A 25,110-nucleotide genomic window follows, 5' to 3' on the forward strand; every position below is an offset into this window, starting at 1 on the left:
TCGAAGGAGCGCCACGAGTCGGTGACGCCGTGCAGCGAGATGACCGGCGTGCCGGAGCGGGCGCCCTGTTCGGCGAATTCGAGCCGCACGCGGCCGGGAAGTTGGATCTGGCGAATGGTGAGTTTCATCGAGGGCTCCCGAGGCGGATCAAGGTCATGGCGATGCAGGCGTACCCCGCAGCGGCGTTGAGGTTCATGGCAGGCTCTATCCATGCGAAAGTCTCGTCCGCGGGCGTATCGCGCATGTATCGCGGCGGCCGGACTTTGTTCTCTGTTTGTTATCCGCGTGCAGGCGGCGACACCAGGGCAGAAGCCCCCGGAGCCATTCGCTGTCCCGCGCCGCGAGTTCTTCCGTTTACTGACATCGAGGACAACATTCATGGCCGACATCCAGTACTTCGCGCCCACGGGCCAATTCAAGACACCGCCGCTGTCGGTGGCAACGCGTTGGGGGCAGCTCCTGTTCGTCTCGGGCACGCCCGGATACCACGACGACGGACGCATCGACGAAGGCGACTTCGACGCGCAGTTCGACCAGGCCATGGCGACGCTGCAGCGCGTGCTGGCGCAGGGTGGTGCGTCGCTGCGCTCGGTACTGAAGGTCAACGTGCTGCTCACACGCGCGCAGGACGTCGCGGCGATGAACCTGCGCTATGCGGCCGCTTTCGGCACGGGGCCCTACCCGGCGCGCACCACGTCGGTGGTGCAGGCGTTGCCCGACCCGCGCATGCTGCTCGAAATCGAATGCATCGCCGTGGCGGAAGCCGCGGCATGACGGCCGCGTCCCTTTGAGAGCTTGCGGATGTGGGCGCTGAGTGCCGCCGCTAACGGGCGGGAAATCGCAGCGTGAACGTGGTCCCGTCGGCAGAAGACGACGTCACTTCCATCGACCCACCGTGAGCCTTGGCGATTTCATTCACGATGAAAAGGCCCAGGCCCACATTGCGCGCCGAGCTACCTTCGGGTACGCCCCGCACCATCGGCTCGAACACCGTGGGAAGGAGGGCGGGCGGAATCGGCTCACCTTCGTTGTGCACGGTCAGCATCGCGTTGGCGCCCTCGACCGCCGAGCGCACGACGATGGGCGCGCCAATGCGGCCGTAGGTCGCCGCGTTGCTGACGAGGTTGCCGATGAGCTGTGCAAGTCGATCCGGGTCGGCAATGCATTCCCCTGATCCGATCGTGAGATGGGTGATGACCCGGTCGGGATAGGCGAGCATCAACTCGTCGATTGCCTGTGCAGTGATCTCATGCAGGTCGATGGCCCCGAGCTTCACGCTCAGGCCCTGGCCGACACGCGCCTTGGTGAAGTCCAGCAGTTCCTCGATGAGGCGCTGGGCGCGCTCGGCCGAGGTGCGCACATGGCCCACCACGCGAGCGCGGCGTTCGCCCTCGGTTCGCCCCAGCAACTGGATGCCCATCAGGATGGCCGACAGCGGATTGCGCAGATCGTGGCTCACGATGCCGACCATCTGCTCGGCAAAGAGCGCGCGGTCTCTCAAGAGGTGCTGGGCTTCGCGCTCTTTTTCGAGCAAGGCGTCTGCCTTCTTGCGCGCACTCATGAGCTCGCGTTCGTAGCGGTTGCGATCTTCGGCCACGAAGGCGGCGATCTCGTCGAACTCGCCTTCTTCGCGCTTGCGCCGGCGGGCGTTGAGGATCATCGGAATGCTCTGGCCGCCGCGGTGCCGCACGTCCAGCTTCACCTCGGCCAGCGAGCCTTGCATCTGCAGGGTTGGCGCCCAGTGGGTGTGATGAAAGATGCGCCCGCCCACCGTGAACAGATCCTGCACGCGCTGCCTGCCGACGAGCTCTTCGCGCCCGAAGCCGACCCACTCGCAGAAGGTGGCATTGACCTTCAGGATGGTGCCGTCCAGCGACGTGACCAGCAAACCGCAGGGCGCCTCGTCGAAGAGGTCGCCGGGCTCGGGCAGCGACGCGGTCATTGGCCTCGCGGTTGACCGAGCGCGTCGAGGAAGTCCTCCATCGCATCGCAGCTCGCGCCGGGCGCGCTCAGGTGAGGACAGTGGCCGGTGTTGGTGATCACACGCAAGGTCGCATTCGGCAGCGTGCGCTGCATGTAGTCGCCGACGGCCAAGGGCGCGATCAGGTCGTCGGACGACTGGATCACGAGCGTGGGCGTCTGCAGCCTGGCCACGTCTTTGCGGTTGTCGGATAGAAAGGTGACCTTGGCGAACTGCTTGGCAATGTCGGGATCGGTGCGGCAGAAGCTGGCGGCGAGCTCGGCACCCAGTTCCGGCCGCTCGGGCACGCCCATGATCGCGGGCGCCATGTTGCTGGCCCAGCCGAGATAGTTGCTCTCGAGCGTGTCGAGCAGCGAATCGATGTCCTCGCGCGTGAAGCCGCCGACATAGTCGCCGTCATTGATGTAGCACGGCGAAGGGCCGATCATCATGTGCGCGGCAAACGTGCCTGGCGCCTTGAGATCCGCCAGCACCCCGATCATGGCGCTCACGGAATGGCCGACGAACAGCACCGGGCCGCTGCCGAACTCGTCGACGATCTCCAGGACATCGTCGGCATAGCCTTGGAGCTCCGAATACTTCGTCTTGTCGTACGCGTCCAGATCAGACTGGCCCGAGCCGACGAGGTCGAAGGTCACCACGCGGAAACGTTCGGCGAACTTCGGCGCCATCAAGCGCCACATGTTCTGGTCGCAGCCGAAGCCGTGGGCAAAGATCATCGTCCGATCGCCGGCGCCGCGGACATGAACGTTGTTGCGCTTCTGGATGTTCACAGGGCTGCCTCGAGCATCTGAAAGAGCTTCATTTTGCTCTCCCGAACAAACGCCTCCTGCGGCCGGCAAGCAAGCGCGAGCTATATTGTTCGCTCAGCAACAACGAGACGAAGCATCATGGCAAAAGCCTATTGGATGAGCATGTACCGTGCCGTCAAGGACGCCGACAAGCTGGCCGCCTACGCGAAGCTCGCCGGTCCCGCGATCAGCGGCGGCGGCGGGCGCTTTCTGGCGCGCGGCCTCCCCGCCAAGGTCTATGAATACGGCTTGCCCGAACGCACGGTGTTGATCGAGTTCGGCAGCGTCGAGCAGGCTCTCGCCGTGCACGACAGCCCCGAGTACCAAGCCGCGCTGGCTGCGCTCGGCGACGGTGCCGAGCGGGATCTGCGGATCATCGAAGGCGCCTGAGCACCATCCGGCATGCTGAGTCTGCGTCGATCGGCGATCCTGTGCAGCTGCCTGCTGCTCGCGGCGTGCAGCAGCACGCCGCCTACGGCGCCCAGGAGCTCGCGGCCATCGCTGATTTCTGCCGAGCAATCGAGGGATGCGGCCATTCATGCGATGGGACTGGTCGGCACGCCCTACCGGTACGGCGGCAACACGATCGATGGCGGCTTCGATTGCAGCGGGCTGATCGGCTTCGTGTACCGCCAGAGTGCCGGACTGGCGACGCCCCGCACGGTGGCCCAGCTCGCCGACTTCGGCGAGCCGATATCCCGCAGCGACCTGCGCACCGGGGACCTGGTGGTGTTCGGCGGCAGCCGGCCTACGCACGCGGGCATCTACGTGGGCGACAACCGGTTCGTGCATGCGCCTTCGACCGGCGGCGAAGTGCGGCTGGACCGGCTCGATGGGCCGTACTGGTCGCGCCAGCGGGTGGACGTTCGGCGGCCCTGACTTCGAGGCACCCGGGGCTGGAAGGAGCAGAAATGTACAAGGACGCGTTCATGAAGAGGGCCCTCGCGCTGTCCTCCGAGGCCCTGGGCACGCCTGGTACCGAGCCTTTCGGTGCCGTGGTGGTGCAGGATGGAAAGATCGTGGGGGAAGGTTTCAACCATTCCGTTGCGCACTTCGATCCCACGTCGCACGGAGAAGTCGAGGCGATCCGCGATGCCTGCCGGCGGCTGAAGCGGGTGGAGCTTGCGGGATGCGATCTCTACACCTCGTGCGAGCCTTGCGCACTGTGCGTTGCGGCGATGCGCATCGTCGGCATCCGGAAGCTCTTCTACGCTGCCTCGCTCGAGCAATCCGGCGCGGCCTTCGAAGGGCTGCCGGCAAGTGCCAGGCACCCGATCGACGTCGAAGACCTTCGGGCCGAGGCCGGCGCTCCCCTGCAGGCGCGCCGCTTACCGGCCGAACAACACATGCCGGACGAGGCGATCGAGATCCTCGAGGCCTGGTCGGCCCCGCGACGCACTGCCCGGCAAGGCTGACGAGGGCACGCGCAGCCGATGGCCAAGGGCGCCGCGCGGCATGGCGTGCCCGCTTTTGGAAGCAGAATCGAGTTTCCTCAACTTGCACCCTAGGGAGGAAGGCCCAATGGAAATGGAAGAAGTCGATGCGCGACTCCGTGCGCTCGAGTTGCGAGCGGTCGCGCAGACCACGGCGATCGCGGTCCTGCTGCACGAGCAGCCCAATGCATCGGCAAAGCTGCACATGGTTGCCGAGCATCTTGTCGACGCACCGCCGATCCCGCTGTCCGACGAGGACCTGGTGAAGGTCGCGGCCTATATACAAGCCATGCTGGGAGGTCCCTGGATCGACTAGGGCGTGTCCAGACCGCGCTCCGCAAAAGCGAAGAGCTGGCGCCGGGTGAGCGAACCCCACCCGCAGCTCAGTGCATCGGCTTGCGCGGATGCTCGAAGAAAAAGCGCAGCATCTCCGCGCTCGCGTCCGGGCCGCGAACATCGGTGTAGGAGCCCTTGGCGCTGCCGCCCGCCCACGCATGCGGCGCGCCGTGCACCGTCCAGTGCTCGGCAACGACCCGCCCGTCGGCGGCCCGGTGCAAGCGGCGCGTCGAAGCGCGGGTGCCGTTGGCGTTCAGTTGCTGGACCTCGACCGTGGTCGTGGTTCCCACGCTGGCCGCGATGACCTGTTCGCCATTGCTTGCATGCACGGTTGAATCGGCGTCGCCATGGAAGACGATGGTGGGCATGCCGCTGGCGGCGCCGCCTTGCACGACCCCACCGCTCTTCATCGCCATCAGCGCGGCCGGCAGGTCGGTCGCGACACCGGCCGCCAGCCCGGAGTGGACGCCCACGGCCGCGTACAGATCGGGATAGGCGTCGCCGAGGATGGCGGCCATCGCGCCGCCCGCCGACAGCCCCGCGACGTACACGCGCTGCGGATCGATCGCGTATTGCGCCATCACCGACTTCGTCATTCCGGCCAGGAGCGCCGGTTCTCCGCGGCCTCGCTTCTGATGGCTGTGCTTGAACCAGTTCCAGCACGCCTGCGGATTGGCCTGGCGCGACTGCGCGGGGTAGAGCACGAAGAAGCCCTGCGCCAGTGCGGCAGTGTTCATCGCCGTGCCGGCTGCGAAATCGTCAGGGTCCTGGGTGCAGCCGTGCAGCATGACGACCAGCGGCAGGGGGCGCCGGCCCGCCTCGGGCGGGATGTAGAGCTTGTAGTCGCGGCGGCCGGCCGCATCCGCAAAGCTGCCGGCAACGAAGCGGCCGGGAACAGGGACATCGTCGTACGCCCGAGGCGCATCGTCGACGACGCCGGGCTGTGGGCCCTCGGGCACTTGCCTGGCCTCCACGTCGATCACGCCGGCGGGTTCCTCGGTCGTCTGCCGGGCAGGTTCGAGCCCGCGCAGCGCGGCCTGGATGGCGGCGGTTGCCGCCTGCAGGTCTCCGGCGCGGGTCAGCCGGGTTGCTTCTGTCATCAGGTGCTTGAGGTCGAGGTTCATTGGGGTCTTTCAGGTGGGTGCGTTCAGCGGATGCGTGCGGCTAGCGCCGACTTGACGGCCGGGCTCGCGTGGAGCGCGCCCAGTACGGTGATGGATTCGATGGCGGCGAGCGCAAGCGCCGGCGTGACGTCGTCCGCGATCACGGCCAGGCCGAGCACGCGGATCTGCAACTTCTGCCCGGCCGCTTGAATGGCCTGGAGGTCGGCGGCGTCGTAGTGCTGGATGCCGAGCACCAGCGACTTGCTCGCCACGACCTGGCGCACGACGTCGACCTGCGTGGCGAGCTGGTTGCGTATCGCGGTGCGAATGAGATCGGTGCGGTTGGCATAGAAGCCTTCCTGCACCAGCAGGTCGATCTGGCCGAGGTCCACGCAACCCACGTTGATGGTGATCTTTTCATCGGCCGGCCTGGGCGATGCGGCGAGGGAAGCGCTTTTTCGGGGCATTGGCCATCCTAACACCATCCAAGTGGATGGTGCAAACGGAAAAACGCCAACGTATGAGCTTCCTGTTTCGCCGACGGCGGGCTCCCACGCCCGCCAGGGCCTCTTCCCCACACGGCGCGGCACGGGCGCTTCCCTATGGTCCACCCCGGACCGGCGCTCAAGCCGGTTCTCTGTCAGTGACCATTCAATCAAGGAAAGGGAACGTCACACATGAAGCAACGACAACCCAAGCACATCGCTCTCGGCGCCTTGCTCGCAGGCCTGCTGGCCGCCAGCGGATTCGCCGCCAACGCGCAAACCGTGCAGACACCGAAGGTCGGGGTCGGCGTGGGCGCGCAGGCCGACGTCAATGCATCAGGCGACGCCGGCGCGGCGTCTCCGCAAGAGCAACAACGCCAGCAGCGCGGCAACCGTGCCGGTGGGTCCGCCCAGACGCGGGCCGGTGCGAACGCGGGTGCCGACACGGGCACCAGCAGCTCGCCGACGAGCACGCTCGGCAACACGGTGGGCGGCGTCGGCTCCACGCTGAGCGGCGGGGTGCAGGGTGCGACCAGCGCGGTGGGTGGCGCCGGCAATGCGGTGGGCGGCGCTACCAATGCCGTGAACGGCGCGGTGCCGGCGCTCGGCGGCGGCGCCAATGCCGGCGGCTCGGGTGCGCTCGGCGTGAAGAAGTAAGCAAAGCAGGCGAAGACAGGGAAGAGCCCGCGGCGCTCGCGCGTTGCGGGCTCTTTTTCTTGGCGTATGCGCTCGTCACATCACGGCGGCATCATCGAGGACGCGGCCGCCAGGGGCATGTTGCCCGGCGCGGCATTCATTCAGTGTTCGAGAATTCCCCATGTCCGACGTCACCATCTATCACAACCCCGCCTGCGGCACCTCGCGCAACACGCTCGCGCTCCTGCGCCACGCGGGCATCGAGCCCACGGTCATCGAATACCTGAAGACGCCGCCCACCCGCGAGCAGATGCGCGAGATCGCGGCAGCCACGGGCCAGCCGCTGCGCGCGCTGCTGCGCGAAAAGGGAACGCCTTACGCGGAGCTCGACCTCGGCAACCCGAAATGGAGCGATGAGGAACTGCTCGACTTCATCGCGCAGCACCCGATCCTGATGAACCGTCCCATCGTCGCGACGCCGCTGGGCACCAAGCTCTGCCGCCCCTCCGAGGAAGTGCTGGAGATCCTGCCCGTAGGCAAGATCGCGCCCTTCACCAAGGAAGATGGCGAGCCCATCGAGGACAGTGGGGCGCGGCGCGGGCCCTGAGGCACGCTGAAGCAATGAACGGCTTCACCGCGATCGAGATCGACGCCGGCGAGACCCGCATCCACGTGCGCCGCGCCGGCTCCGGCCCGCCGCTGTTGCTGCTGCACGGTTTTCCGCAAACGCACCTGATGTGGCGCGACATCGCGCCGACGCTGGCACGCAACTTCACCGTGGTATGCGCCGATTTGCGCGGCTATGGCCGCAGCGGCTGCCCGCCTTCCGCGCCCGACCATGCGCCCTATTCGAAGCGCGCGATGGCACGCGACATGGCGCGGGTGATGGAAGCGCTGGGCTTCGGGCGCTTCTCGGTCGCGGGGCACGACCGCGGCGGGCGTGTCGCCTACCGGCTGGCGCTCGATCATCCGCAGCGCGTGCAGCGGCTCGCGGTGCTCGACATCCTGCCGACGGAGACGGTCTGGGCGCGCGCCGATGCGAGGCTTGCGCTGGGCTACTGGCCCTGGTCGCTGCTGGCGCAGCCTGCGCCGCTGCCGGAACGGCTGCTGGCGGCGGCGCCCGAAGCAGTGGTCGACAACGCGCTCGGCGGCTGGGGCTCGCCGGCCGGCGTGTTCGGACCGGAGGTGCGCGCGGCGTATGTGGATGCGCTTCGCGACCCGGCGCATGTGCACGCCATCTGCGAGGAGTACCGCGCCGCGGCCACGCTGGACCGCGAGCACGACCAGGCCGATCTCGCCGCCGGTCGCCGCATCGGCTGCCCGGTGCTGGCGCTGTGGGGCGCGGGCGGCGCGCTCGACACCTGGTACGCGCGTGAAGGCGGGCCGCTGGCGTTGTGGCGCGCGTGGAGCGACGACGTGCAAGGCCACGCCGTCGACGGCGGCCACTTCTTTCCAGAGGAGGCGCCCGGCCCGACGGCCGATGCCTTGCAGCGCTTCTTTCTGGCTCCCTGACAAGCAAGCGAAGCACGCGCGGTGGCGCGTGCGGGGACCGATGTGTGACAGCCTGGCGAGATGCCGATCCCTGGGCTCGATTGTGGGCAGGTGCGCGCCTCCTGGCGATCCCGCGTTCACGCGATGCGCATGCGGGAGCGCCGTGCAGCACACCACGCGACGCGCGATGCGGAGGTAAGCTGGCTGTTCGTCATCGGCACCTCTTCCAGTCAAGGAGCAACAACATGGAAACCCCTGAAGACGCACCGGACACCCCGCTGGGCGAGCCGCGCAGCAGTTCCTACCTCGAGGAAAAGGCCTTCAAGTCGCGCACGCTGTTGATCTTCGGCGCCATCAGCGACGCCTCGGCCCGCGACGTGACGCGCCGGCTGATTGCTCTCGACGCCGACAGCAACGCGCCCATCGACATCCTGGTGAGCTCGCCGGGCGGGCACCTGGAGTCGGGCGACACGATCCACGACGTGGTTCGCTTCATCGCGGCGCCGGTGCGCATGATCGGCACGGGCTGGGTGGGCAGCGCGGCCACGCACCTGTACCTGGCAGTGCCGCGCGAGCGGCGCTTCTGCCTGCCGAACACGCGCTTCCTGATCCACCAGCCCAGCGGCGGCGCCGGCGGGCCGGCGAGCGACATCGCGATCCACGCGCAGGAGATCCTCAAGGCCCGCGAGCGCGTCGCGAGGACCATCGCGCGCGAGACCGGCAAGTCCTTCGAGGCGGTCATGATCGACATCGAACGCGACCGCTGGCTGTCGGCCCAGGAGGCGGTGGAGTACGGGCTGGTGTCGCGCATCATCGAGCGCAAGAGCGAACTGCGAGGCTAGGCGGCCGCGAATACATGTGAAAACACTTCTGTCGCCTTGAAGCCGCACTGCAGCGGCGGGGATCGTCGCATCGCCGCAGGATGCTTGCCCTGCCTTGCAGCCTTCAGATAAGGTCGTTGGTTTGCCAGACGACTTGTCCCTTGTCTTCATGAACAAGCCCCTCCTGACATCGCTCGCCCTTGCCGCCTGCTGCGCGGCTGCCCTCGCCCAGACACCGAAGCTCCCCGTCGAAAGCAACGACGAGGGCTCCATCTACGTCAGCCCCCACCTGTCCCCGACCGAGAAGGCCGCAACGGCGAACGGCGCGACGGTGGGCCTGCAGCGCAAGGACGGCAGCGGCCTGTACGGCGGCATGGACGTCTCGGGGAGGCGCCCGAACTACTCGCTCGGCGCCAGCACGGGCGGCGATGTCTCCTTCTCCGCCGGCGCGCATACGGATGGCAAGGACAACAAGGGCATCAAGGCCGGCGTGACGATCCGCTACTAGGCCTTCTCAGAAGGGTGCCGGCAGCTCGGCGCCCTCCTCGACACCGCTCGATGCCTGCAGCGCGGCCAGTTGCCGGCGCAGCGCCTCGTTCTCGGCCGTGAGCTCGGCCACGCGGCGGCGCAGCGCCTGGAGTTCGTCGTCTCCGGGCTGAGCGCCTTCGTGCGGCGCATCGGCGGATCCGTCGCGCGGCTTGCGCTTCGATTCGCGCACGCGCTTGGCAGCCTGCTTGAGCTCGTCCTTGCCGGCGACCACCGCGGCGACCTGTTCCTCGGCCGGCAGGGTGGCGACGGCGGCCGCGGCGTTGATGGAGATCGCGCCTGACTTGACGGCAGCGACCAGCTCGGGGGCGGCCTGCTTCCGGATCTTTTCGATCATCACCACCTGGCTGCTGCTCAGGCGTGCGGCCCTGGCCACAGCCTCGCGGCTGTCCAGCGGGGCGGGCGGCTCGGCACCGTGGGGGGCTTCGGCGGGCGCGGCGCTCGCGGGCGCGTCCGCGGCAGGCGGGGGGCCGGCCGCACGGGCGCGGCGCTCGGCCACGATCTCCTTCTTGCGCAGCGCCAGCACGCCGCGCTGGAAGTCGGAGATGCTGCGTCGCCCCAGGTGCTGGTCGATCATCCACAGGTGCACGTCCTCGAGGGAGCGGAAGCGCGCGTTCTGCACCGTCTGGAAAGGCAGGCCGTGCTTGCGGCAGATGCCGTAGCGATTGTGGCCGTCCACCAGCACGTCGCCCCACAGCACCAATGCATCGCGGCAGCCTTCGGCCAGCAGGCTGCGCTCCAGCGCTTCGTACTCCTCCGGCGTCAATGGGTCGATGTAGGCTTTAAGTTCTTCGTTGACGACGATGTCCATGGCGCGCGAATCAGGGGGCAGGGAAAGGGCCCGCATTGTAGAGACGGGGGGCCGAGCCATCGGCGGGCACCTGCACGCGGTTGCTGCTGACGAGACGCAGGCCGGTACGACGGCATCGTCCACCCGTGCCTCGTCTACAACGATCCAGGACCATGGACAGCCCGGCCTCTTCGACCACCGCCCGCAAGCCGGGCGCGCTGCTGGTGCCCGGGTGGGACGACGACCACCGCGAGCGCTACCGCGCGCTGGCGAGCGACCTTTGTGCGCAGGGCTGGGCCTGCCGGCTGGTCGACGTGCCGAACGAGGGATGGTCGCCGGCCGAGCGGGCAGCGGTGACGCGCGAGGACAACCTCCAGGACGTGCTGGCGGCATACGACGCGCTGGCCGGCGAGCCGGAGGTCGATCCCGACGCCATCGGCATGGTGGCGGTCAGCTATGGCGGCTATCTCGCCGCGTTCGCGAGCGCCCTGCGCCCGGTGCGCTGGCTGGCTTTGCGCGCGCCGGCGCTCTATCGCGACATCGGCTGGACCACGCCCAAGGAGGAGCTCGACAAGGAGGACCTGGCCGCCTATCGGCTGCTGCGGCTGCGCCCCAAGGACAACCGCGCGCTCGCTGCCTGTGCCGGGTTCCGGGGCGATGTGCTGCTGGTCGGGTCGGGCAGCGACGACACGGTGCCGCGCCCGGTCATCGAGAACTACGCGGCCGCCTTCGCGCAGGCGCGCTCGCTGCAGGTGCGGATGCTGGAATGCGCGGACCACGCCCTCTCCCATCCGGCGTGGGATGCGGAGTTCCGGCATTGCCTGTTCGACTGGATCGCGCAGCGGCGCGCCGAGTTGACCCACGGCGCCGGCGCGGCCCGCGTGCCGGCATCGACACGCAAGCTGCGCATCCTGGTGGTCGAGGACGATGCCGACATGCTGGCGGTCACGCTGGAGCTGCTGCGCACGCTGGGCCACTGGGCCACGGGGGTGAAGAGCGCGGAGGTGGCGATCAACCGCTTTCTCGACGGCGCCTTCGACGTGCTGATGGCAGACATCAACCTGCCCGCCCTCTCCGGACTCGAGCTCGCCCAGAAGCTGCAGCGGCAAGGCGACTTTCCGGTGATCTTCGCGACCGGCCTGCCGCGCCCGCCGCGGCTCGCGCCCGGCACCTTCTGGCTGCAGAAGCCCTACACGGTGGAGCAGCTCGAGAAGGCGTTGCGCGTCGCGGCCGCGCTCGCCCCCGCCCGCGAGGGCAGCGCGAGTTGAAGGCTGCCTCAGCCCAGCGCCAGCCGCTCGTGCTGGTGCCCCAGCGTGCGTGACAGGGTCTGCGCCGCCTGGCGCAGCGCCTGCGCGACGGGGCCGTTCCAGCGGTGGTCGAAGCCGGCCTTGTAGCCGAGCACGGTGATGGCGAGCACCAGGCGCCCGCGGTCGTCGAACACCGGCGCCGCGAACGCGCTCATGCCGGCCATGAAGTCGCCCATGGCGCGCGCCATGCCACGCTCGCGCACCTGGTCGACGGTCTCGACGGTCTCGTCCGGCTGTTCGCGGTTGGCGGCGGAGGCCAGGTAGGCCTCCATCTGCTCGGGCTGCAGGAAGGCCGCGAACACGCGGCCCGTCGCCGAGCGGTAGAGCGGGAACACCGAGCCCAGGCCGATGTTGACCATCACCGGCCGGGCCGGCTGCTCCCAGCGCACCACCGTCGGGCCGAAGCTGCCCCAGACCGACACCGCGACCGTGTGGCCCAGCGACGCACACAGCCGCTCGGCCGCGCGCGTGGCGAGCGAGACGGGCTCGATCGTCGCGAGGCAGGACAGGCTGAACTCCAGCGCCACCGGGCCCATGCCATACAGGCCGGTCTCCGGGTCCTGCGCCAGGAAGCCGGTGCGCAGAAAGCTCACCAGGTAGCGGTGCGCCTTGCTCGGTGCGATGCCCGCCTGCTCGGCGATGTCGGTGATCTTCATGGGGCGGCGGTGGTGGGCCACGATCAGCATCAGGTCGAGGCCGTTCTCCACCGACTGCACGCCGGCCTTCGGCGCGGTGCTGGCGCCCGGTCGCTTCCGGTGGGCGGGGGATGCGGAGGTGCTCATCGGGGGCGACTGTACGGGATGACGGGGTTCGGGTTGTCCTCGGATTGACATCGGCGGCGCCGCGCATTTACGCTAATCGAAAACATTTTCCGCGTTTCGTAAAGGCTTGGAAATGCTGACTGGAGACATGCTGCGCCGCTCGGCGCGCCGATTCCCGGACAAGCCGGCCATCGTCTTGCGCGGGCCGCAGGGCAGCGAGCGCGTGCCCTACCGCGAGCTCGACGCCATGGCCGACCGGGTCGCGCACGCGGTGCTGGGCCTGGGCCTGCCCCGCGGCGCGACCGTCTCGATGCTGTGCCGCAACCTGCCGGCGTACGGCGCCGTGTTCTTCGGCGTGGCGCGCTCGGGCTGCGTGCTCAACAACATCTCGATCCTCTATGCGCCGGAGGAGCTGGGCTACGTGCTGGCCAAGTCCGACACCCGGGTGCTGATCTACGACGCGCAGTTCGCCGACAAGGTGGCGGCGGTGCGCGCGTCCTGCCCGGAGATCCGGCACTTCGTCGCCATCGGCGGCAGCGGCAACGCCGAAGTGCCGGGCGCGGTCGCCTTCGAGCGCTTCATCGAGGGCCAGCCATCGACGCCGCCCGAGGTCGCCATCGACGAGCGCGACCCCTTCTGCATGACCTACACCGGCGGCACCACCGGCCATCCGAAGGGCGTGCTGATGAACCACCGCGCGCGCGCCATCACCGCCCACACCGTGGTGGTGGAAGAGCACCTGGAGGCGAGCGACGTGGTCGCGATCGTCACGCCGCTGTTCCACGTGGCCGCCCTCAACATCATGTTCCAGCCGGCCGTCCTGGTCGGCGCAACGACGGTCTTCGTCACGCCGTGGTCGCCGCAGGCCTTCATCGACGCGGTGGAGGCCGAGGGCATCACCGCCACCTTCATGGTGCCGACGCAGGCCAATGCGCTGGCCATGCTGCCGGACCTGGAGCAGCGCCAGCTCCAGAGCTGGACCAAGCTGTCCTTCGCCGGCGCGCCCATGCCCGACTGGGTGCAGGTGGAGCTCATGCGCAAGCTGCCGCATCTGCGCCTCACGCAGATCTACGGCCAATCGGAGATGGGCGTGATCGCGGCCCTGCCCTGGCAGCGCGCGCGCGACAAGCTGGGCAGCGTGGGCCGCCAGCCCTACAACGTGGATGTGGCCGTGCTGCGCCCCGACGGCACGCCCGCCCCGGCGGGCGAGCTTGGCGAGGTGGCCTCGCGCGGCGACAACCTCATGATCGGCTACTACGGCGAGCCGCAGCAGACCGCCGAGTTCTTCCGCCTCGGCAACGGCTGGGGCCTGTCCGGCGACATCGGCGTGATGGACACGGAGGGCTTCATCACGCTGATCGACCGCGCCAAGGACATGCTGATCTCGGGCGGCGAGAACGTCTACCCCAAGGAGATCGAGCAGGTGCTCTACGAGCTGCCCGAGGTGGCGGAGTGCGCGGTCTTCGGCATTCCCGATGCCAAGTGGGGCGAGGTGCCGGCCGCCTACCTGCAGCTCAAGCCGGGCTGCACGCTGGACGAGGCGCGCGTCATCGCGCAGTGCGAGCAGAAGCTCGCGCGCCACAAGCGGCCGCGGCTGGTGCGCTTCGTCGAGGGCTTTCCGAAGACCCCGATCGGCAAGATCCAGAAGAACCTGCTGAAAGAGCCCTACTGGGCCGGAAGGAAGAAGATCTGAGCTCCCCCTGAGCCCCCTCTCAGCTCTCTTCCCATCGAACAAGGACTTTGAACATGGCCAACGAATCCCCCTACGCGCACTACAGCGCGCTCACGCTCAAGCCCCGTCCCAACGGAATCCTCGAGGTGGTGATGGGCGCCTCGCAGAGCGCCAACAAGAAGCTCTCCACCGCCGACCACAACCTGCACCGCGAGCTGGCCTCCATCTGGAGCGACATCGACAAGGACCCGGCCACGCGCGTGGCGCTGATCCGCGGCGAGGGCAAGGGCTTCTCCGCCGGCGGCGACCTGGGCCTGGTGAAGGACATGGCGAACGACTTCAACGTGCGCGCCCGCGTCTGGCGCGAGGCGCGCGACCTGGTCTACAACGTGATCAACTGCTCCAAGCCCGTGGTCTCGGCGATGCACGGCCCGGCCGTCGGCGCCGGGCTGGTCGCGGGCCTGCTGGCCGACGTGTCGATCGCCAGCACCACGGCGCGCATCATCGACGGCCACACACGGCTGGGCGTGGCGGCCGGCGACCATGCCGCCATCGTGTGGCCGCTGCTGTGCGGCATGGCCAAGGCGAAGTACTACCTGATGTTGTGCGAGGCGGTGTCCGGCGAAGAGGCCGAGCGCATCGGCCTGGTCTCGCTGGCGGTGCCCGAAGACCAGCTGCTGGGCAAAGCCTTCGAGGTGGCCGAGAAGCTGGCCGCCGGCTCGCAGACGGCGATCCGCTGGACCAAGTACGCGCTCAACAACTGGCTGCGCCTGGCGGGGCCCACCTTCGACAGCTCGCTGGCGCTCGAATTCATCGGCTTCTCGGGGCCGGACGTGCAGGAAGGCATTGCCTCGCTGCGCGAAAAGCGCAACCCGAAGTTCGACCCTTCCTGCCCCTTCTAGAAGAGACACGCCATGGACCTCGGCATTGCTGGCAGGACGGCGCTGGTGCTCGGCGGCACGCGCGGGCTGGGCCTGGCCTGCGCGCGTGCGCTCGCCGATGCAGGCGTGCGCGTGCTGCTCAATGGGCGCGATGCCGTCCACGGCGAGGCGACCGCGCACAGCCTCTCGGCACAGGCGCAGTTCGTGGCCGGCGACATCGGCGACGAGCACCAGCGGGAACGGCTGATCGAGGCCGTCTCGCGCATCGGCATGCCGTCGATCGTGGTCACCAATGCCGGCGGCCCGCCGGCGGCGCCGTTCGAGGAGACGCAGCTCGCCGCCTGGCGTGCCAGCCACGAGACCAACGTGATCGGCCCGCTCGAGGTGGTGCGCGCCTTCCTGCCTGCGATGCGGGCCGCGCGCTTCGGCCGCATCCTCAACATCACCTCCTTCGTGGTGAAGGAGCTCTATCCGAACATGGCCCTTTCCAACAGCCTGCGGGTGGGCCTGACCGGCGCGATGGGCTCGTTGGCGCGCGAGGTGGCGCCGCACGGCATCACGGTCAACGGGCTCTTGCCGGGGCTGATGGACACCGGCGCGCTGCAGCGCGTGATCGCCGATCGCCAGCGCCGCACCGGCCAGGATGAAGCCGCGGTGCGCGAAGACATGGCCCGCAGCATTCCGATGCAGCGGCTGGGCACCGCGGAGGACTTCGGCGGGCTGTGCGCCTTCCTGGCCTCGGTGCACGCCAGCTACATCACGGGCCAGAACATCTGCGTGGACGGCGGCCTGACCCGCAACGTGATCTGAAGGCACTGCGGCGTCTGCGCCGCCGACGAGTAAGGAGACATCATCGTGAACAGACTTGCAGGGGCCTGCGGCGCGGCCGCCCTCGCCTTCGCCTCCATAGCGCAGGCGCAGGGCGATGCCAATTCCGATGGCGTGGTGCGCATCGGCGTCATCACCGACATGGGCGGCGTGCTGTCGGAGCTCTCGGGCCGCGGCTCGGCCATGGCGGTGAAGATGGCGGTGGAGGACTTCGGCGGCCAGGTGCTCGGCAAGCCGATCGAGGTGCTGGAGGTCGACCACCAGAACAAGGCCGACATCGCTGCCAACAAGGCGCGCGAATGGTTCGACGTGCAGAAGGTGGACATGATCACCGACCTCACCAACTCGGCCGTGGCCCTCGCCGCGGTGGACATGGCGAAGCAGAAGAACCGCATCGCCATCGTCAACGGCGCGGGCGCGCTGCGGCTCACCAACGAAAGCTGCACGCCCAACAGCATCCACTACGCCTGGGACACCTACGCGATGGCCAATGGCACCGCGCAGGCGATCGTGAAGAAGGGCGGCGACACCTGGTACTTCCTGACGGCCGACTACGCCTTCGGCCACCAGATCGAGCGCGACGTGACGGAGGTGGTGACCGCGGCCGGCGGCAAGGTCGTGGGGACCTCGCGCCATCCCTTCAACGCGAGCGACTTCTCGTCCTTCATGGTGGCGGCCAAGGGCTCGGGCGCGAAGATCATCGGCCTGGCCAACGGCGGCAGCGACACCATCAACGCGATCAAGTCGGCGCAGGAGTTCGGCATCGACCCGGCAAAGCAGAACCTGGCCGGCCTCGCGGTGTTCATCACCGACATCCACGGCGTCGGCCTGAAGGCTGCGCAGGGCGTGATGCTGACCGAGGCTTTCTACTGGGACAGCAACGACGAGACCCGCCAGTGGTCACGCCGCTTCTTCGAGCGCATGAAGAAGATGCCCACCGCCATCCACGCGGCGAACTACTCGTCGACGATGCACTACCTGCGCTCGGTGCGCGATGCCGGCACCGACGCAGCCGGCACGGTCATGGCGAAGATGAAGGCCACGCCTGTCAACGACTTCTTCGCGAAGAACGGCCGCATCCGCGAGGACGGCCGGATGGTGCACGACATGTACCTGATGCAGGTGAAGACGCCGGCCGAGTCGAAGTACCCGTGGGACTACTACAAGCGGCTGGCGGTCATTCCGGCGGCGGAGGCGTTCCAGCCGCTCGCGAAGTCGACGTGCCCGCTCGTGCGGAAGGGATCTTGACCCTGGCCGGGTCGCTGCGGCCTTGTGAGTTCGTTCCCCCGCGCCGCGAAGCGCGCACAAGGTAGTAAGGTCGCCGCATGAACGACCTCTTCCATGATCGCCAGGCGCGCGGCTCGGGTGTCGCCACGTTTGCATCGCGTTGCGCTGCCTGGGTGCTGGCAATGCTGGCCGGCTTCGCGCAGGCTTCCACGGGCCTCGACGAGATCGCGGTCTCGGCGCTCGACGGGCCTGTCACGCTGTACTACCCGACTGCCGACGCCGAGCAGCCGGTCCGGCGCGGCCCCTTCACGCTGTCGCTGGCACCGCAGGGCAAGCCGACGCGCGGCAACGGCCGCCTGGTGGTGATCTCGCACGGTTCGGGTGGCTCGCCCTGGGTGCACGCGGATCTCGCGCGCAGCCTGGTGGAGGCGGGCTTCGTGGTCGCGCTGCCCGAGCACCGGGGCGACAACTACAAGGACGGCAGCCAGCCCGGCCCCGCGAGCTGGACCCTGCGGCCGGCCGAAGTCTCACGCGCGGTCGACGCGGTCGGCCGCGATCCGCGCTTTGCGCCGCTGCTGCAGCTCGACAAGGTGGGCGTCTACGGCATGTCGGCCGGCGGACACACCGCGCTCAGCCTGGCGGGCGGCCGCTGGTCGCCGGCCGGCGTCAAGCGGCATTGCGAGGCGCACCTCGAAGAGGACTTCCAGTCCTGCGTGGGCCTCATCACGCGGCTCACCGGCGGGCCGCTGGATGCTGTCAAGAAATGGGCTGCGCTCACGGTGATCCGCTGGCGCTTCGACGATGACACGCCGCGGGTGCATGCCGACCCGCGCGTGGCGGCGGTGGTGGCGGGCGTGCCCTTCTCGGCCGACTTCGACATGGCGTCGCTGGCCGCGCCGGCGATGCCGCTCGGCCTGGTCACGGCGCAGAAGGACCGCTGGCTGATCCCGCGCTTTCATAGTGGCCGCGTGCTCGCGGCCTGCCGCAACTGCGAGCTGATCGCCGACTTGCCCATGGGCGGCCACGGTGCGCTGCTGTCACCGCCGCCGCCGGGTCTCACAGGCTTGATCGCAGACATGCTCGACGACCCGCCGGGCTTCGACCGCGCCGCCACCACGCCGGCGGTGGACCGAAAGATCACGGCCTTCTTCGCCAGGCACCTGCTGCAAGGAGGCGCGGGGCGCGAGACGGTGTCGCCGCGCGAAGCGAGCGCTCGGCCCTAGGGCCTCTGAACAGGCCCTAGCTGCGCAGGCGGCGCTCCCACGCGCGCAGCCCCCGCTGCCATGCCTGGAGCCGGTCGTCCGCGACCGCGCCGGCACCGGAGGTGGTGGCGCAGAGCTGGTCGAGCAGGATCTGCTGGTCGGTGCTGAGCTGCTCCGGGAACACGGGCACCAGCGTGACCCACTGGTCGCCGCGCGCGCCGCTGCGCGCCAGCGGAAATCCCCGGCCCTTGAGGCAGTAGGACAGCCGGCCGCGCCTCGGCTGCAGGGGCTGGAGCCCGGTGAGGGTGGGCACCTGGAGCTGCCTGCCGGCGATCCAGGCGAAGCCATCGACCGGGACCTCGCAGCGAAGGGTGCCGTCATCGTCGAGCTGGAAGAAGGCATGGTCGAGCAGCTCGACGCGGATTTCGAGATCGGCCGGAAGCCGCTCGGGTCGCAGGCGCCGGCCATCGACGTGAAGCAGGTCGCCATGGCGCACGCCATGCGGAATGCGGACCTTGAGCTGGTAGCTGCGCGGGGCGCTCCTGCCGGTGCTCTTACAGGCCGCGCACGGCTGCCTCGCAATCCCGCCGCCCAGGCAGGCCTCGCATTCGACCAGGCCGGTGGACCAGCCGAAGAAGGAACGCTTGGGCACGGCGCCCGAGCCGCCGCATCGCACGCAGTGGCCGCCGAGCACCTGGTGGCCGGCGCCCGCGCAGCTGCGGCAGGTCTCGGTCACCTTGCCCCGCAGCACCTTGATGCAGCCGGCCGCGGCCTCTTCGAGCGTCAACTTCACCTTGCGGTGGATGGGCCGCTGCTGCCGGGTCGTGCCGGCGTCGTCGCGGAACCCGGCCGGATCGCCGGCTTGCTCGTCGACAGCGTCGCCGGGGCCGGCTGCCGAAGCGGGCGCGGCGGCGTGGGCATCGGCGGCCGGCGCCTCGGCAGCGGGCTGGAAGCCGGCGCGGCGGATCGCCTCGAAGGCCTGGTTGATGCGCTGCATCCTGGCCACGGCATCGGCGCTGCCGTTGCGGTCCGGGTGCCACCGGGAGGCCAGCCGGCGCCATGCCGCCTTCACTTCGCGCTCGCTCGCGCCGGATGCCAAACCCAATTCGGCGAAAGCGTGGTCGGTTCCCAAGCGCAGGTCCTCGGTGCGGCCTGCCGTCCCGGACGAAAGTCCATGGAGGCGGCAGGAACGTCTGCGCGAATGCTATCCGAGCCTGCGGCGCCTTCGACGGAGCACCCGGGCCGGCCGCTATCGGCTGGCGTGCGTGCTCAGTGCACGCGCATACCGGGACCGTTCGTGCGCCTCGGCCGCGCGGCCGTGCGCAAGGAATTCGGCCACCGCGTCGTTGACGATGTCGGGATGCGTCACCGGCCCCATGTGCCCGAGCGCCTCGAATTCGACCACGCTCACATCGGGCAGCACGCCGGTCAGCAGCCGCGCGACGCCGCGGGCCGAGGCCGGCGATTGCGCGCCCGTCATGTAGAGCACCGGCACCTCCAGCGCACCGAAGGCCTGCAGCGGCGTGGGCTCGGAGAACAGCGCGCGGGCCCAGCCGGCGACGTTGACCACCGACGACGCGATCGGCGCGCGACGCCCTTCGGGCATGCGTCGCCAGCTGCCCGCGCCCATCCAGTAGTCGATGAAGCGTTCTGCGGCGGCATCGAGGTCGCCGGCCTCGGCGGCGGCCGCGGCATCGGCGGCGGCAAAGCGGATGCCGTTCGCCGCCTCCTGCCCGGGCGCCTCCTGCTCGAGCAGCGAGAACAGCGTGGGCTCGTACAGCGCGATGGCGCGCACCCGGTCGGGCCGCGCGAGGGCCGCCACCAGGGCCACGGCGCCGCCGTAGGAGTGGCCGACCAGGCAGAAGGGATCGCCCGCGGCCGCGAACACCGGTTCGAGCAGCGCCACCTCGTCGGCCAGCGTCACGGTGCGGTCCGCCGGCCAGGCGGGACTGCGCCCGGCACCGAGCGAATCGGGGGCGAGCACGTGCCAGCCGGGGGCCAGGCGCTCCATCAGGCCGCGCCACTGCGCGGAGCTGCTGGCGTTGGCGTGGAGGCAGACGACGCCGGGGCCGGCGCCGCTTTCGCGGAAATGGGGAACGGGAGCTTGCTGCATGGCTTGCAATGTGGCGCACCGCGGGCGCGGCGTCCTGACCGGGCGTCGCCGGGGCCTGTCTCATCGTCCGCTTTTCCAGACTTCGAGACTGCCCTGGTTCCACGAAGCGGCTGAGCTCGCCCAGCCGGGCGAAGCCGCCCTGCCTTGGCGAAAAGCCGGGTATCTGTCCGACTGCGCACGCGGTTGCGCGCCGCTAGACTCGACGATTCCGCCCCGGCGCATCCTGGTCCCGCAGAGGACGCGCCGGCTCCACGGAGCCGTGCCAGCCTGCTGGCGGGTACGGCGACCGGCCTCGATCGATCCACAGCATGGCAGATGCCCGCGAAGCTCCACTCCCGCCCGTCGCTGCGCCGCCGGCACTGACCGAACCCGGCGACGCGGACTTCCGGCTCATGGTCGACGCGGTAGGCGACTACGCGATCTTCCTCCTGGACCCGGGCGGGGTGATTCGCAGCTGGAACACCGGCGCTCGCAAGATCAAGGGCTATGAGGCGCACGAGGTGATCGGGCGCCATTTCTCGCTGTTCTATCCGCCCGAGCAGCTCGAGCGCGGCTGGCCCGAGTACGAGCTGAAGATGGCCCGCGAGACCGGGCGCTTCGAGGACGAGGGCTGGCGGGTGCGCAAGGATGGATCGCGCTTCTGGGCCAACGTCATCATCACGCGGCTGATCGACGCCAGCGGCGCGTTCCGCGGCTTCTCCAAGATCACCCGCGATCTCACGGAACGCCGCCGCGAGGAAGAGCAGCTGCGCATGAGCGAGGAGCGCTTCCGGCTGCTGGTTGAGGGGGTGAAGGACTATGCGATCTTCATGCTCGACACCACCGGCCACGTGGCGAGCTGGAACATCGGCGCGCGGCGCTTCAAGGGCTACGAGGCGCACGAGATCATCGGCCGGCATTTCTCGACCTTCTACCCGCCCGAAGTGCAGGCCACCGGCTGGCCCGACGAGGAGCTGCGCCTCGCGCGCCGGGACGGGCGCTTCCAGGACGAAGGCTGGCGCGTGCGCAAGGACGGCACCCGCTTCTGGGCCGGCGTGGTGATCACGGCGGTGCACGACGAGACCGGCACCTTGCGCGGCTTCGCCAAGCTCACGCGCGACCTCACCGAGCAGCGCCGCGTCAGTTCGCTGGAGGACGAGGGCCGGCGCATCAGCACCTTCCTGGCCATGCTCGGCCACGAGCTGCGCAACCCGCTCGCGCCGATCTCCAACGCGCTGGCCCTGATGGCCCGCGAGAAGCTGGAGAGCCGCACGCTGCGCCTGGCGCACGAGACGATCGCGCGACAGCTCAAGCAGATGGTGCGGCTGGTCGACGACCTGCTGGACATCGGCCGCATCACCAGCGGAAAGATCCGGCTGGAGGCGAAGCCGGTCGATCTGAAGGAGGTGGTGGCGGAGGCGATCGAGGCCACGGCGCCCGGAGCCCAGGACAAATCGCAGGAGCTGAAGCTCGACGTCGACGAGGCGCCGCTGTGGGTCACCGGCGATCGCGCCCGCCTGATCCAGGTGCTGAGCAACCTGCTGAACAACGCCATCAAGTTCACGCCGGCCCACGGCCATCTGCAGATCAGCGCCCGCCGCGACGGCGGTCGGGCGGTGCTCACCGTGCGCGACGACGGGCCCGGCATCGCGTCGCGGGACATCGCACGCATCTTCAACCTCTTCGAACAGGGCGAGCAGGACATCGCGCGGCTGCAGGGCGGGCTGGGCCTCGGGCTGAGCCTGGTCCAGCAGCTGGTCAGCCTGCATGGCGGGGACGTGGCCGCCTTCAGCAGGGGGGTGCCGGGCGAAGGCAGCGAATTCGTGGTGCGGCTGCCGCTGTCGGAGCCGCCGGCCATCGCCGAACGGGAGCAGGCGGACGGCGCGCCGCTCGACACCCGCCCGATGGTGCTGGTGGTGGACGACAACCAGGACTCGGCCCACACCATGGCCGAGCTGATGGAAGTGCTGGGCTGCCGCGCGTCGGTACGGCACGACGGCCCGACCGCGCTGGACGCCATCAAGCGGCTGGCACCCGACCTGGTGCTGCTCGACATCGGGCTGCCCGGACTGAGCGGCCTGCAGGTGGCCGAGCGCGTGCGCGCCGAGGTCGCGAACCCGCCGCCGCTGATCGCGATCACCGGCTACGGGCAGGAGCGCGACCGCCAGCTGAGCTTCGACGCCGGCTTCTTCGCGCACCTGACCAAGCCGGTGGACGCCGACCAGCTCGAGGACCTGCTCAGGCGGCTGCTCGACAGGCGCTGAGCCTCCACAGCCCGGCGACCCGGCCATTCGGCACATGGACGTGCTCCGCCGCCCGGCGTAGCATCGCTCTCCCCTCTTGCCGCCCACCGCGGCGACAAGGTCCCTGTCAGTGAAGCTTCAACGGAGGTTGGAATGAGCTATCACCTGGAAGGTCGCCTGCTCGAGGTCTGCAACTGCAACGTGCTGTGCCCCTGCTGGATCGGCGAGGACCCGGACAACGGCACCTGCGACACCATCGTCGCATGGCGCATCGACAGCGGAACGATCGATGGGATCGACGTCGGCGGCAACACCATCGCGGCCGTGGCCCACGTGCCCGGCAACATCCTGGAAGGCAACTGGACGGCCGCGATCTACGTGGACGACAACGCCTCCAAGGCACAGGAGGAAGCGCTGCTCAAGGTCTACACGGGACAGGCCGGCGGCCCGATCGCCGACCTGGCCAAACTGATCGGCACGGTGGTGTCGGTGGAGCGCGCGCCCATCGGCTTTCATGTGGACGAGGGCAAGGGCACGCTCAAGATCGGGAGCAACTACTACGCCGAGCTCGAGCCCTACCGCGGCGCAACCGGCGAGCAGACGGTGCTGTCGGACACCGTGTTCTCCACCGTGCCGGGCGCGCCGGTCTTCGTCGGCAAGGCGCCCGTCTATCGCTCCAAGAATGCCGCGTTGGGCATCGATCTCGACATCAAGAACCACAACGCGCTGCAGAGCACCTTCGTCTTCGACGCCTGAAGCGGTCAAGCGATGGACGCCCCTGCGGGCATCGCGCGGCGGAGCCCGCCGCGCCTCGGCGCCGTGCGTCATCGGCGGGTGTTCCTGCCGCTGTTCGTGGGGCTCGTCGCGCTCGCCTGGCTGGCGCTGTGGGCGTGGGCCCGCAGCCCCTACGGGCGCTACCTCGAGCACGGCGACTGGCTGTCTTCGGGGCCCGCGGCATTTCTCTGCCGCGCCCTGCCCGCAGGCGAGCTGCTGGTGCCGGCGCTGCTCTACACACTGGCCTGGGTCCTCATGACCGCGGCCATGATGCTGCCCACCACCCTGCCCCTGTTCGACGTGTTCGACCGCCTGACGGCGCGGCGGCCGGACCACGGGCGCCTGCTGGCGCTGCTCGGCCTGGGCTACATGGCGGTGTGGGGCTTCTTCGGGCTGCTGGCGCACGGGCTGCACGAGCTCATCCTCGCGCTGCTGGCGCGCTCGCCGACGCTCGCGTGGCACGGTTGGCTGATCGGCGCCGCCACTCTCGGGCTGGCCGGCGCATTCCAGTTCAGCCGGCTCAAGCACCAGTGCCTGGACAAGTGCCGCACGCCGTTGGGCTTCGTCATGGCGCACTGGCGCGGGCCGGCGCCGGCGCGCCAGGCCTTTGCCCTGGGCGCGTACCACGGCCTCTTCTGCGTGGGCTGCTGCTGGGCGCTGATGCTGCTGATGTTCGCGCTCGGCACAGGCAGCCTGGGCTGGATGCTGCTGTTGGCGGCGCTGATGGCGGTCGAGAAGAACCTCCGGTGGGGCCGGCGCCTCAGTGCGCCGCTGGGCGTCGCGTTGCTCGCCGGTGCGGCGGTGGTGGTGGTCGTCCATGCCTGAGCCGCGCGACGGCCCGCCCGGCCTGCGGGTCGTGGCGCTCACCGTCGCCGCGATGCTGGCCTTTGCGGCCAACTCGCTGCTGTGCCGGATGGCGCTGCAGCAAGGTGGCATCGACGCGGCCAGCTTCGGCAGCATCCGGCTGGTGTCGGGCGCGCTCACGCTCGCGCTGGTCATGCGCCTGCGCTCCGCAGCGGCACCCGCCGGGCGCGCGGACTGGCTGGCGGCGGCGATGCTGTTCGCGTATGTCGCCTTCTTCTCCTTCGCCTACCTCAGCCTGCCGGCCGGCACGGGCGCGCTGATCCTGTTCGGCGCGGTGCAGCTGACGATGCTCGGCGCCGGCCTGCGCGCGGGCGAGATGTTCGGGCCGCTCGCGTGGACGGGCTTCGCACTGGCGGTTGCGGGCCTGGTCTACCTGGTCTCACCGGGCGTGGCGGCGCCGCCGCTGCTCGGCGCGATGCTGATGGCGGTCGCGGGCGTGGCCTGGGGCGTGTATTCGCTGCGCGGGCGCGGCGTGGCCGACCCGCTGGCCGCGACCGCGCGCAACTTCGTTCGGGCGGCGCCCATGGCATTGGCGTTGAGCCTGGTGCTCGCCGGCAGTGCGCACGCCGATGCGGCCGGCGTCGCGCTCGCGGTGGCCTCGGGCGCGCTGACCTCGGGGATAGGCTATGTGATCTGGTATGCGGCGCTGCCGGGGCTCTCGGCCATGCGGGCGGCGACGGTGCAGCTGTCGGTGCCGCTGATTGCGGCCTTCGGTGGGGTGCTGTTTTTGTCGGAGGCGATCACGCCGCGGTTGATGCTCTGCTCGGTCGCGATTCTCGGGGGGATCGGGTTGGTGCTGGCGGCGAAGACGAGAGCGGTGCGGCCAACAAGGTCTACGTGACGCAG

28 protein-coding genes are annotated in these 25,110 nt (G+C 69.5%); 20 read left to right on the forward strand and 8 right to left on the reverse strand.

Features of this window, described 5'->3' with window-relative positions; all coding sequences use genetic code 11:
* Window positions 1-378: 378 nt before the first annotated feature.
* Window positions 379-774: a RidA family protein gene (locus tag ACMGEZ_RS19310; protein ID WP_436823893.1), complete on the forward strand. Its 396-nt coding sequence runs from the start codon at window positions 379-381 to the stop codon at window positions 772-774.
* A gap of 49 nt (window positions 775-823) precedes the next feature.
* Here the strand turns inward: ACMGEZ_RS19310 and ACMGEZ_RS19315 are convergent, their stop codons facing one another.
* Window positions 824-1,942, reverse strand: coding sequence for a PAS domain-containing sensor histidine kinase (locus ACMGEZ_RS19315; RefSeq protein WP_436823894.1), 1,119 nt, complete (start codon window positions 1,940-1,942; stop codon window positions 824-826).
* A complete protein-coding gene (locus tag ACMGEZ_RS19320) occupies window positions 1,939-2,754 on the reverse strand; it encodes an alpha/beta fold hydrolase (protein ID WP_436823895.1) in 816 nt (271 codons plus the stop codon). Before ACMGEZ_RS19320 ends, ACMGEZ_RS19315 begins: the two co-directional genes overlap by 4 nt.
* Window positions 2,755-2,871: 117 nt before the next feature.
* Between ACMGEZ_RS19320 and ACMGEZ_RS19325 the strand changes: the two genes are divergently transcribed.
* The 4 genes from ACMGEZ_RS19325 to ACMGEZ_RS19340 all read left to right on the forward strand — a co-directional run bounded on the left by ACMGEZ_RS19325 (window position 2,872) and on the right by ACMGEZ_RS19340 (window position 4,521).
* Complete coding sequence (locus ACMGEZ_RS19325) at window positions 2,872-3,162, forward strand: DUF1330 domain-containing protein (protein ID WP_436823896.1); 291 nt, start codon at window positions 2,872-2,874, stop codon at window positions 3,160-3,162.
* Between the two features lie 12 nt (window positions 3,163-3,174).
* Window positions 3,175-3,651 (forward strand): C40 family peptidase, encoded by a 477-nt coding sequence (locus ACMGEZ_RS19330; protein ID WP_436823897.1) that lies wholly within the window; start codon window positions 3,175-3,177, stop codon window positions 3,649-3,651.
* Window positions 3,652-3,701: 50 nt separating this feature from the next.
* Window positions 3,702-4,187: a nucleoside deaminase gene (locus ACMGEZ_RS19335; RefSeq protein ID WP_436823898.1), complete on the forward strand. Its 486-nt coding sequence runs from the start codon at window positions 3,702-3,704 to the stop codon at window positions 4,185-4,187.
* Window positions 4,188-4,293: 106 nt separating this feature from the next.
* A complete protein-coding gene (locus ACMGEZ_RS19340) occupies window positions 4,294-4,521 on the forward strand; it encodes a hypothetical protein (RefSeq protein WP_162572317.1) in 228 nt (75 codons plus the stop codon).
* 67 nt (window positions 4,522-4,588) lie between these two features.
* Here the strand turns inward: ACMGEZ_RS19340 and ACMGEZ_RS19345 are convergent, their stop codons facing one another.
* Together ACMGEZ_RS19345 and ACMGEZ_RS19350 are read right to left on the reverse strand one after the other, a co-directional pair.
* Complete coding sequence (locus ACMGEZ_RS19345) at window positions 4,589-5,665, reverse strand: extracellular catalytic domain type 1 short-chain-length polyhydroxyalkanoate depolymerase (protein ID WP_436823899.1); 1,077 nt, start codon at window positions 5,663-5,665, stop codon at window positions 4,589-4,591.
* Window positions 5,666-5,688: 23 nt separating this feature from the next.
* Window positions 5,689-6,111, reverse strand: a complete 423-nt coding sequence (locus tag ACMGEZ_RS19350; RefSeq protein ID WP_436823900.1) for a CopG family transcriptional regulator — start codon at window positions 6,109-6,111, stop codon at window positions 5,689-5,691.
* A gap of 210 nt (window positions 6,112-6,321) precedes the next feature.
* Between ACMGEZ_RS19350 and ACMGEZ_RS19355 the strand changes: the two genes are divergently transcribed.
* From ACMGEZ_RS19355 to ACMGEZ_RS19375, 5 genes are all read left to right on the forward strand, one after another.
* Window positions 6,322-6,786, forward strand: coding sequence for an adhesin (locus ACMGEZ_RS19355; RefSeq protein WP_436823901.1), 465 nt, complete (start codon window positions 6,322-6,324; stop codon window positions 6,784-6,786).
* Window positions 6,787-6,946: 160 nt separating this feature from the next.
* Window positions 6,947-7,372, forward strand: a complete 426-nt coding sequence (arsC, locus tag ACMGEZ_RS19360; protein ID WP_436823902.1) for an arsenate reductase (glutaredoxin) — start codon at window positions 6,947-6,949, stop codon at window positions 7,370-7,372.
* Window positions 7,373-7,386: 14 nt separating this feature from the next.
* The gene (locus ACMGEZ_RS19365; protein ID WP_436823903.1) at window positions 7,387-8,277 is read left to right on the forward strand and encodes an alpha/beta fold hydrolase; all 891 of its coding nucleotides are present in this window, start codon (window positions 7,387-7,389) and stop codon (window positions 8,275-8,277) included.
* Between the two features lie 224 nt (window positions 8,278-8,501).
* The gene (locus tag ACMGEZ_RS19370; RefSeq protein ID WP_436823904.1) at window positions 8,502-9,098 is read left to right on the forward strand and encodes an ATP-dependent Clp protease proteolytic subunit; all 597 of its coding nucleotides are present in this window, start codon (window positions 8,502-8,504) and stop codon (window positions 9,096-9,098) included.
* Between the two features lie 148 nt (window positions 9,099-9,246).
* Window positions 9,247-9,585: a hypothetical protein gene (locus ACMGEZ_RS19375; RefSeq protein WP_436823905.1), complete on the forward strand. Its 339-nt coding sequence runs from the start codon at window positions 9,247-9,249 to the stop codon at window positions 9,583-9,585.
* A gap of 6 nt (window positions 9,586-9,591) precedes the next feature.
* Here ACMGEZ_RS19375 and ACMGEZ_RS19380 read toward each other — a convergent pair whose 3' ends face one another.
* Window positions 9,592-10,434 (reverse strand): ParB N-terminal domain-containing protein, encoded by an 843-nt coding sequence (locus ACMGEZ_RS19380; protein WP_436823906.1) that lies wholly within the window; start codon window positions 10,432-10,434, stop codon window positions 9,592-9,594.
* 152 nt (window positions 10,435-10,586) lie between these two features.
* Between ACMGEZ_RS19380 and ACMGEZ_RS19385 the strand changes: the two genes are divergently transcribed.
* Window positions 10,587-11,681, forward strand: a complete 1,095-nt coding sequence (locus tag ACMGEZ_RS19385) for a response regulator (RefSeq protein ID WP_436823907.1) — start codon at window positions 10,587-10,589, stop codon at window positions 11,679-11,681.
* Window positions 11,682-11,689: 8 nt separating this feature from the next.
* Here the strand turns inward: ACMGEZ_RS19385 and ACMGEZ_RS19390 are convergent, their stop codons facing one another.
* Window positions 11,690-12,502: an IclR family transcriptional regulator gene (locus ACMGEZ_RS19390; protein ID WP_436823908.1), complete on the reverse strand. Its 813-nt coding sequence runs from the start codon at window positions 12,500-12,502 to the stop codon at window positions 11,690-11,692.
* A gap of 112 nt (window positions 12,503-12,614) precedes the next feature.
* Here ACMGEZ_RS19390 and ACMGEZ_RS19395 point away from each other — a divergent pair, with 112 nt between their 5' ends.
* The 5 genes from ACMGEZ_RS19395 (at window position 12,615) to ACMGEZ_RS19415 (ending at window position 18,312) form a co-directional block, all read left to right on the forward strand.
* Window positions 12,615-14,174, forward strand: coding sequence for an AMP-binding protein (locus ACMGEZ_RS19395; RefSeq protein WP_436823909.1), 1,560 nt, complete (start codon window positions 12,615-12,617; stop codon window positions 14,172-14,174).
* A 53-nt stretch (window positions 14,175-14,227) separates the two neighbouring features.
* Entirely contained in the window at window positions 14,228-15,055 is an 828-nt protein-coding gene (locus tag ACMGEZ_RS19400) for an enoyl-CoA hydratase/isomerase family protein (protein WP_436823910.1), read from the forward strand.
* A gap of 12 nt (window positions 15,056-15,067) precedes the next feature.
* Window positions 15,068-15,844, forward strand: coding sequence for an SDR family oxidoreductase (locus ACMGEZ_RS19405; RefSeq protein ID WP_436823911.1), 777 nt, complete (start codon window positions 15,068-15,070; stop codon window positions 15,842-15,844).
* A 45-nt stretch (window positions 15,845-15,889) separates the two neighbouring features.
* Window positions 15,890-17,110 (forward strand): ABC transporter substrate-binding protein, encoded by a 1,221-nt coding sequence (locus tag ACMGEZ_RS19410; protein WP_436823912.1) that lies wholly within the window; start codon window positions 15,890-15,892, stop codon window positions 17,108-17,110.
* A 161-nt stretch (window positions 17,111-17,271) separates the two neighbouring features.
* A complete protein-coding gene (locus ACMGEZ_RS19415) occupies window positions 17,272-18,312 on the forward strand; it encodes an alpha/beta hydrolase family protein (RefSeq protein ID WP_436824069.1) in 1,041 nt (346 codons plus the stop codon).
* A gap of 16 nt (window positions 18,313-18,328) precedes the next feature.
* On the opposite strand, the gene ACMGEZ_RS19420 is transcribed toward ACMGEZ_RS19415, so the two are convergent.
* Both ACMGEZ_RS19420 and ACMGEZ_RS19425 read right to left on the reverse strand, forming a co-directional pair.
* The gene (locus ACMGEZ_RS19420; RefSeq protein WP_436823913.1) at window positions 18,329-19,423 is read right to left on the reverse strand and encodes a DnaJ C-terminal domain-containing protein; all 1,095 of its coding nucleotides are present in this window, start codon (window positions 19,421-19,423) and stop codon (window positions 18,329-18,331) included.
* A 117-nt stretch (window positions 19,424-19,540) separates the two neighbouring features.
* Window positions 19,541-20,404, reverse strand: a complete 864-nt coding sequence (locus ACMGEZ_RS19425) for an alpha/beta fold hydrolase (RefSeq protein WP_436823914.1) — start codon at window positions 20,402-20,404, stop codon at window positions 19,541-19,543.
* 308 nt (window positions 20,405-20,712) lie between these two features.
* On the opposite strand from ACMGEZ_RS19425, the gene ACMGEZ_RS19430 reads away from it, so the two are divergent.
* The 4 genes from ACMGEZ_RS19430 to ACMGEZ_RS19445 all read left to right on the forward strand — a co-directional run bounded on the left by ACMGEZ_RS19430 (window position 20,713) and on the right by ACMGEZ_RS19445 (window position 25,105).
* A complete protein-coding gene (locus tag ACMGEZ_RS19430) occupies window positions 20,713-22,647 on the forward strand; it encodes a hybrid sensor histidine kinase/response regulator (RefSeq protein ID WP_436823915.1) in 1,935 nt (644 codons plus the stop codon).
* Between the two features lie 132 nt (window positions 22,648-22,779).
* A complete protein-coding gene (locus tag ACMGEZ_RS19435) occupies window positions 22,780-23,382 on the forward strand; it encodes a DUF1326 domain-containing protein (RefSeq protein WP_436823916.1) in 603 nt (200 codons plus the stop codon).
* 12 nt (window positions 23,383-23,394) lie between these two features.
* The gene (locus ACMGEZ_RS19440) at window positions 23,395-24,225 is read left to right on the forward strand and encodes a DUF2182 domain-containing protein (protein WP_436823917.1); all 831 of its coding nucleotides are present in this window, start codon (window positions 23,395-23,397) and stop codon (window positions 24,223-24,225) included.
* Window positions 24,218-25,105, forward strand: coding sequence for a DMT family transporter (locus ACMGEZ_RS19445; RefSeq protein ID WP_436823918.1), 888 nt, complete (start codon window positions 24,218-24,220; stop codon window positions 25,103-25,105). Before ACMGEZ_RS19440 ends, ACMGEZ_RS19445 begins: the two co-directional genes overlap by 8 nt.
* The last annotated feature ends 5 nt before the right edge of the window (window positions 25,106-25,110 follow it).

It is taken from the genome of Variovorax stachyos, assembly GCF_051400855.1.
Lineage (GTDB): Bacteria > Pseudomonadota > Gammaproteobacteria > Burkholderiales > Burkholderiaceae_C > Variovorax.

Coding starts and splice junctions, on each gene's coding strand:
- ACMGEZ_RS19310 (WP_436823893.1), top strand. CDS start 379: ATGGCCGACATCCAGTACTTCGCGCCCACGGGCCAATTCAAGACACCG.
- ACMGEZ_RS19315 (WP_436823894.1), bottom strand. CDS start 1,942: ATGACCGCGTCGCTGCCCGAGCCCGGCGACCTCTTCGACGAGGCGCCC.
- ACMGEZ_RS19325 (WP_436823896.1), top strand. CDS start 2,872: ATGGCAAAAGCCTATTGGATGAGCATGTACCGTGCCGTCAAGGACGCC.
- ACMGEZ_RS19330 (WP_436823897.1), top strand. CDS start 3,175: ATGCTGAGTCTGCGTCGATCGGCGATCCTGTGCAGCTGCCTGCTGCTC.
- ACMGEZ_RS19335 (WP_436823898.1), top strand. CDS start 3,702: ATGAAGAGGGCCCTCGCGCTGTCCTCCGAGGCCCTGGGCACGCCTGGT.
- ACMGEZ_RS19340 (WP_162572317.1), top strand. CDS start 4,294: ATGGAAATGGAAGAAGTCGATGCGCGACTCCGTGCGCTCGAGTTGCGA.
- ACMGEZ_RS19345 (WP_436823899.1), bottom strand. CDS start 5,665: ATGAACCTCGACCTCAAGCACCTGATGACAGAAGCAACCCGGCTGACC.
- ACMGEZ_RS19350 (WP_436823900.1), bottom strand. CDS start 6,111: ATGCCCCGAAAAAGCGCTTCCCTCGCCGCATCGCCCAGGCCGGCCGAT.
- ACMGEZ_RS19355 (WP_436823901.1), top strand. CDS start 6,322: ATGAAGCAACGACAACCCAAGCACATCGCTCTCGGCGCCTTGCTCGCA.
- arsC (WP_436823902.1), top strand. CDS start 6,947: ATGTCCGACGTCACCATCTATCACAACCCCGCCTGCGGCACCTCGCGC.
- ACMGEZ_RS19365 (WP_436823903.1), top strand. CDS start 7,387: ATGAACGGCTTCACCGCGATCGAGATCGACGCCGGCGAGACCCGCATC.
- ACMGEZ_RS19370 (WP_436823904.1), top strand. CDS start 8,502: ATGGAAACCCCTGAAGACGCACCGGACACCCCGCTGGGCGAGCCGCGC.
- ACMGEZ_RS19375 (WP_436823905.1), top strand. CDS start 9,247: ATGAACAAGCCCCTCCTGACATCGCTCGCCCTTGCCGCCTGCTGCGCG.
- ACMGEZ_RS19380 (WP_436823906.1), bottom strand. CDS start 10,434: ATGGACATCGTCGTCAACGAAGAACTTAAAGCCTACATCGACCCATTG.
- ACMGEZ_RS19385 (WP_436823907.1), top strand. CDS start 10,587: ATGGACAGCCCGGCCTCTTCGACCACCGCCCGCAAGCCGGGCGCGCTG.
- ACMGEZ_RS19390 (WP_436823908.1), bottom strand. CDS start 12,502: ATGAGCACCTCCGCATCCCCCGCCCACCGGAAGCGACCGGGCGCCAGC.
- ACMGEZ_RS19395 (WP_436823909.1), top strand. CDS start 12,615: ATGCTGACTGGAGACATGCTGCGCCGCTCGGCGCGCCGATTCCCGGAC.
- ACMGEZ_RS19400 (WP_436823910.1), top strand. CDS start 14,228: ATGGCCAACGAATCCCCCTACGCGCACTACAGCGCGCTCACGCTCAAG.
- ACMGEZ_RS19405 (WP_436823911.1), top strand. CDS start 15,068: ATGGACCTCGGCATTGCTGGCAGGACGGCGCTGGTGCTCGGCGGCACG.
- ACMGEZ_RS19415 (WP_436824069.1), top strand. CDS start 17,272: ATGCTGGCCGGCTTCGCGCAGGCTTCCACGGGCCTCGACGAGATCGCG.
- ACMGEZ_RS19425 (WP_436823914.1), bottom strand. CDS start 20,404: ATGCAGCAAGCTCCCGTTCCCCATTTCCGCGAAAGCGGCGCCGGCCCC.
- ACMGEZ_RS19430 (WP_436823915.1), top strand. CDS start 20,713: ATGGCAGATGCCCGCGAAGCTCCACTCCCGCCCGTCGCTGCGCCGCCG.
- ACMGEZ_RS19435 (WP_436823916.1), top strand. CDS start 22,780: ATGAGCTATCACCTGGAAGGTCGCCTGCTCGAGGTCTGCAACTGCAAC.
- ACMGEZ_RS19440 (WP_436823917.1), top strand. CDS start 23,395: ATGGACGCCCCTGCGGGCATCGCGCGGCGGAGCCCGCCGCGCCTCGGC.
- ACMGEZ_RS19445 (WP_436823918.1), top strand. CDS start 24,218: ATGCCTGAGCCGCGCGACGGCCCGCCCGGCCTGCGGGTCGTGGCGCTC.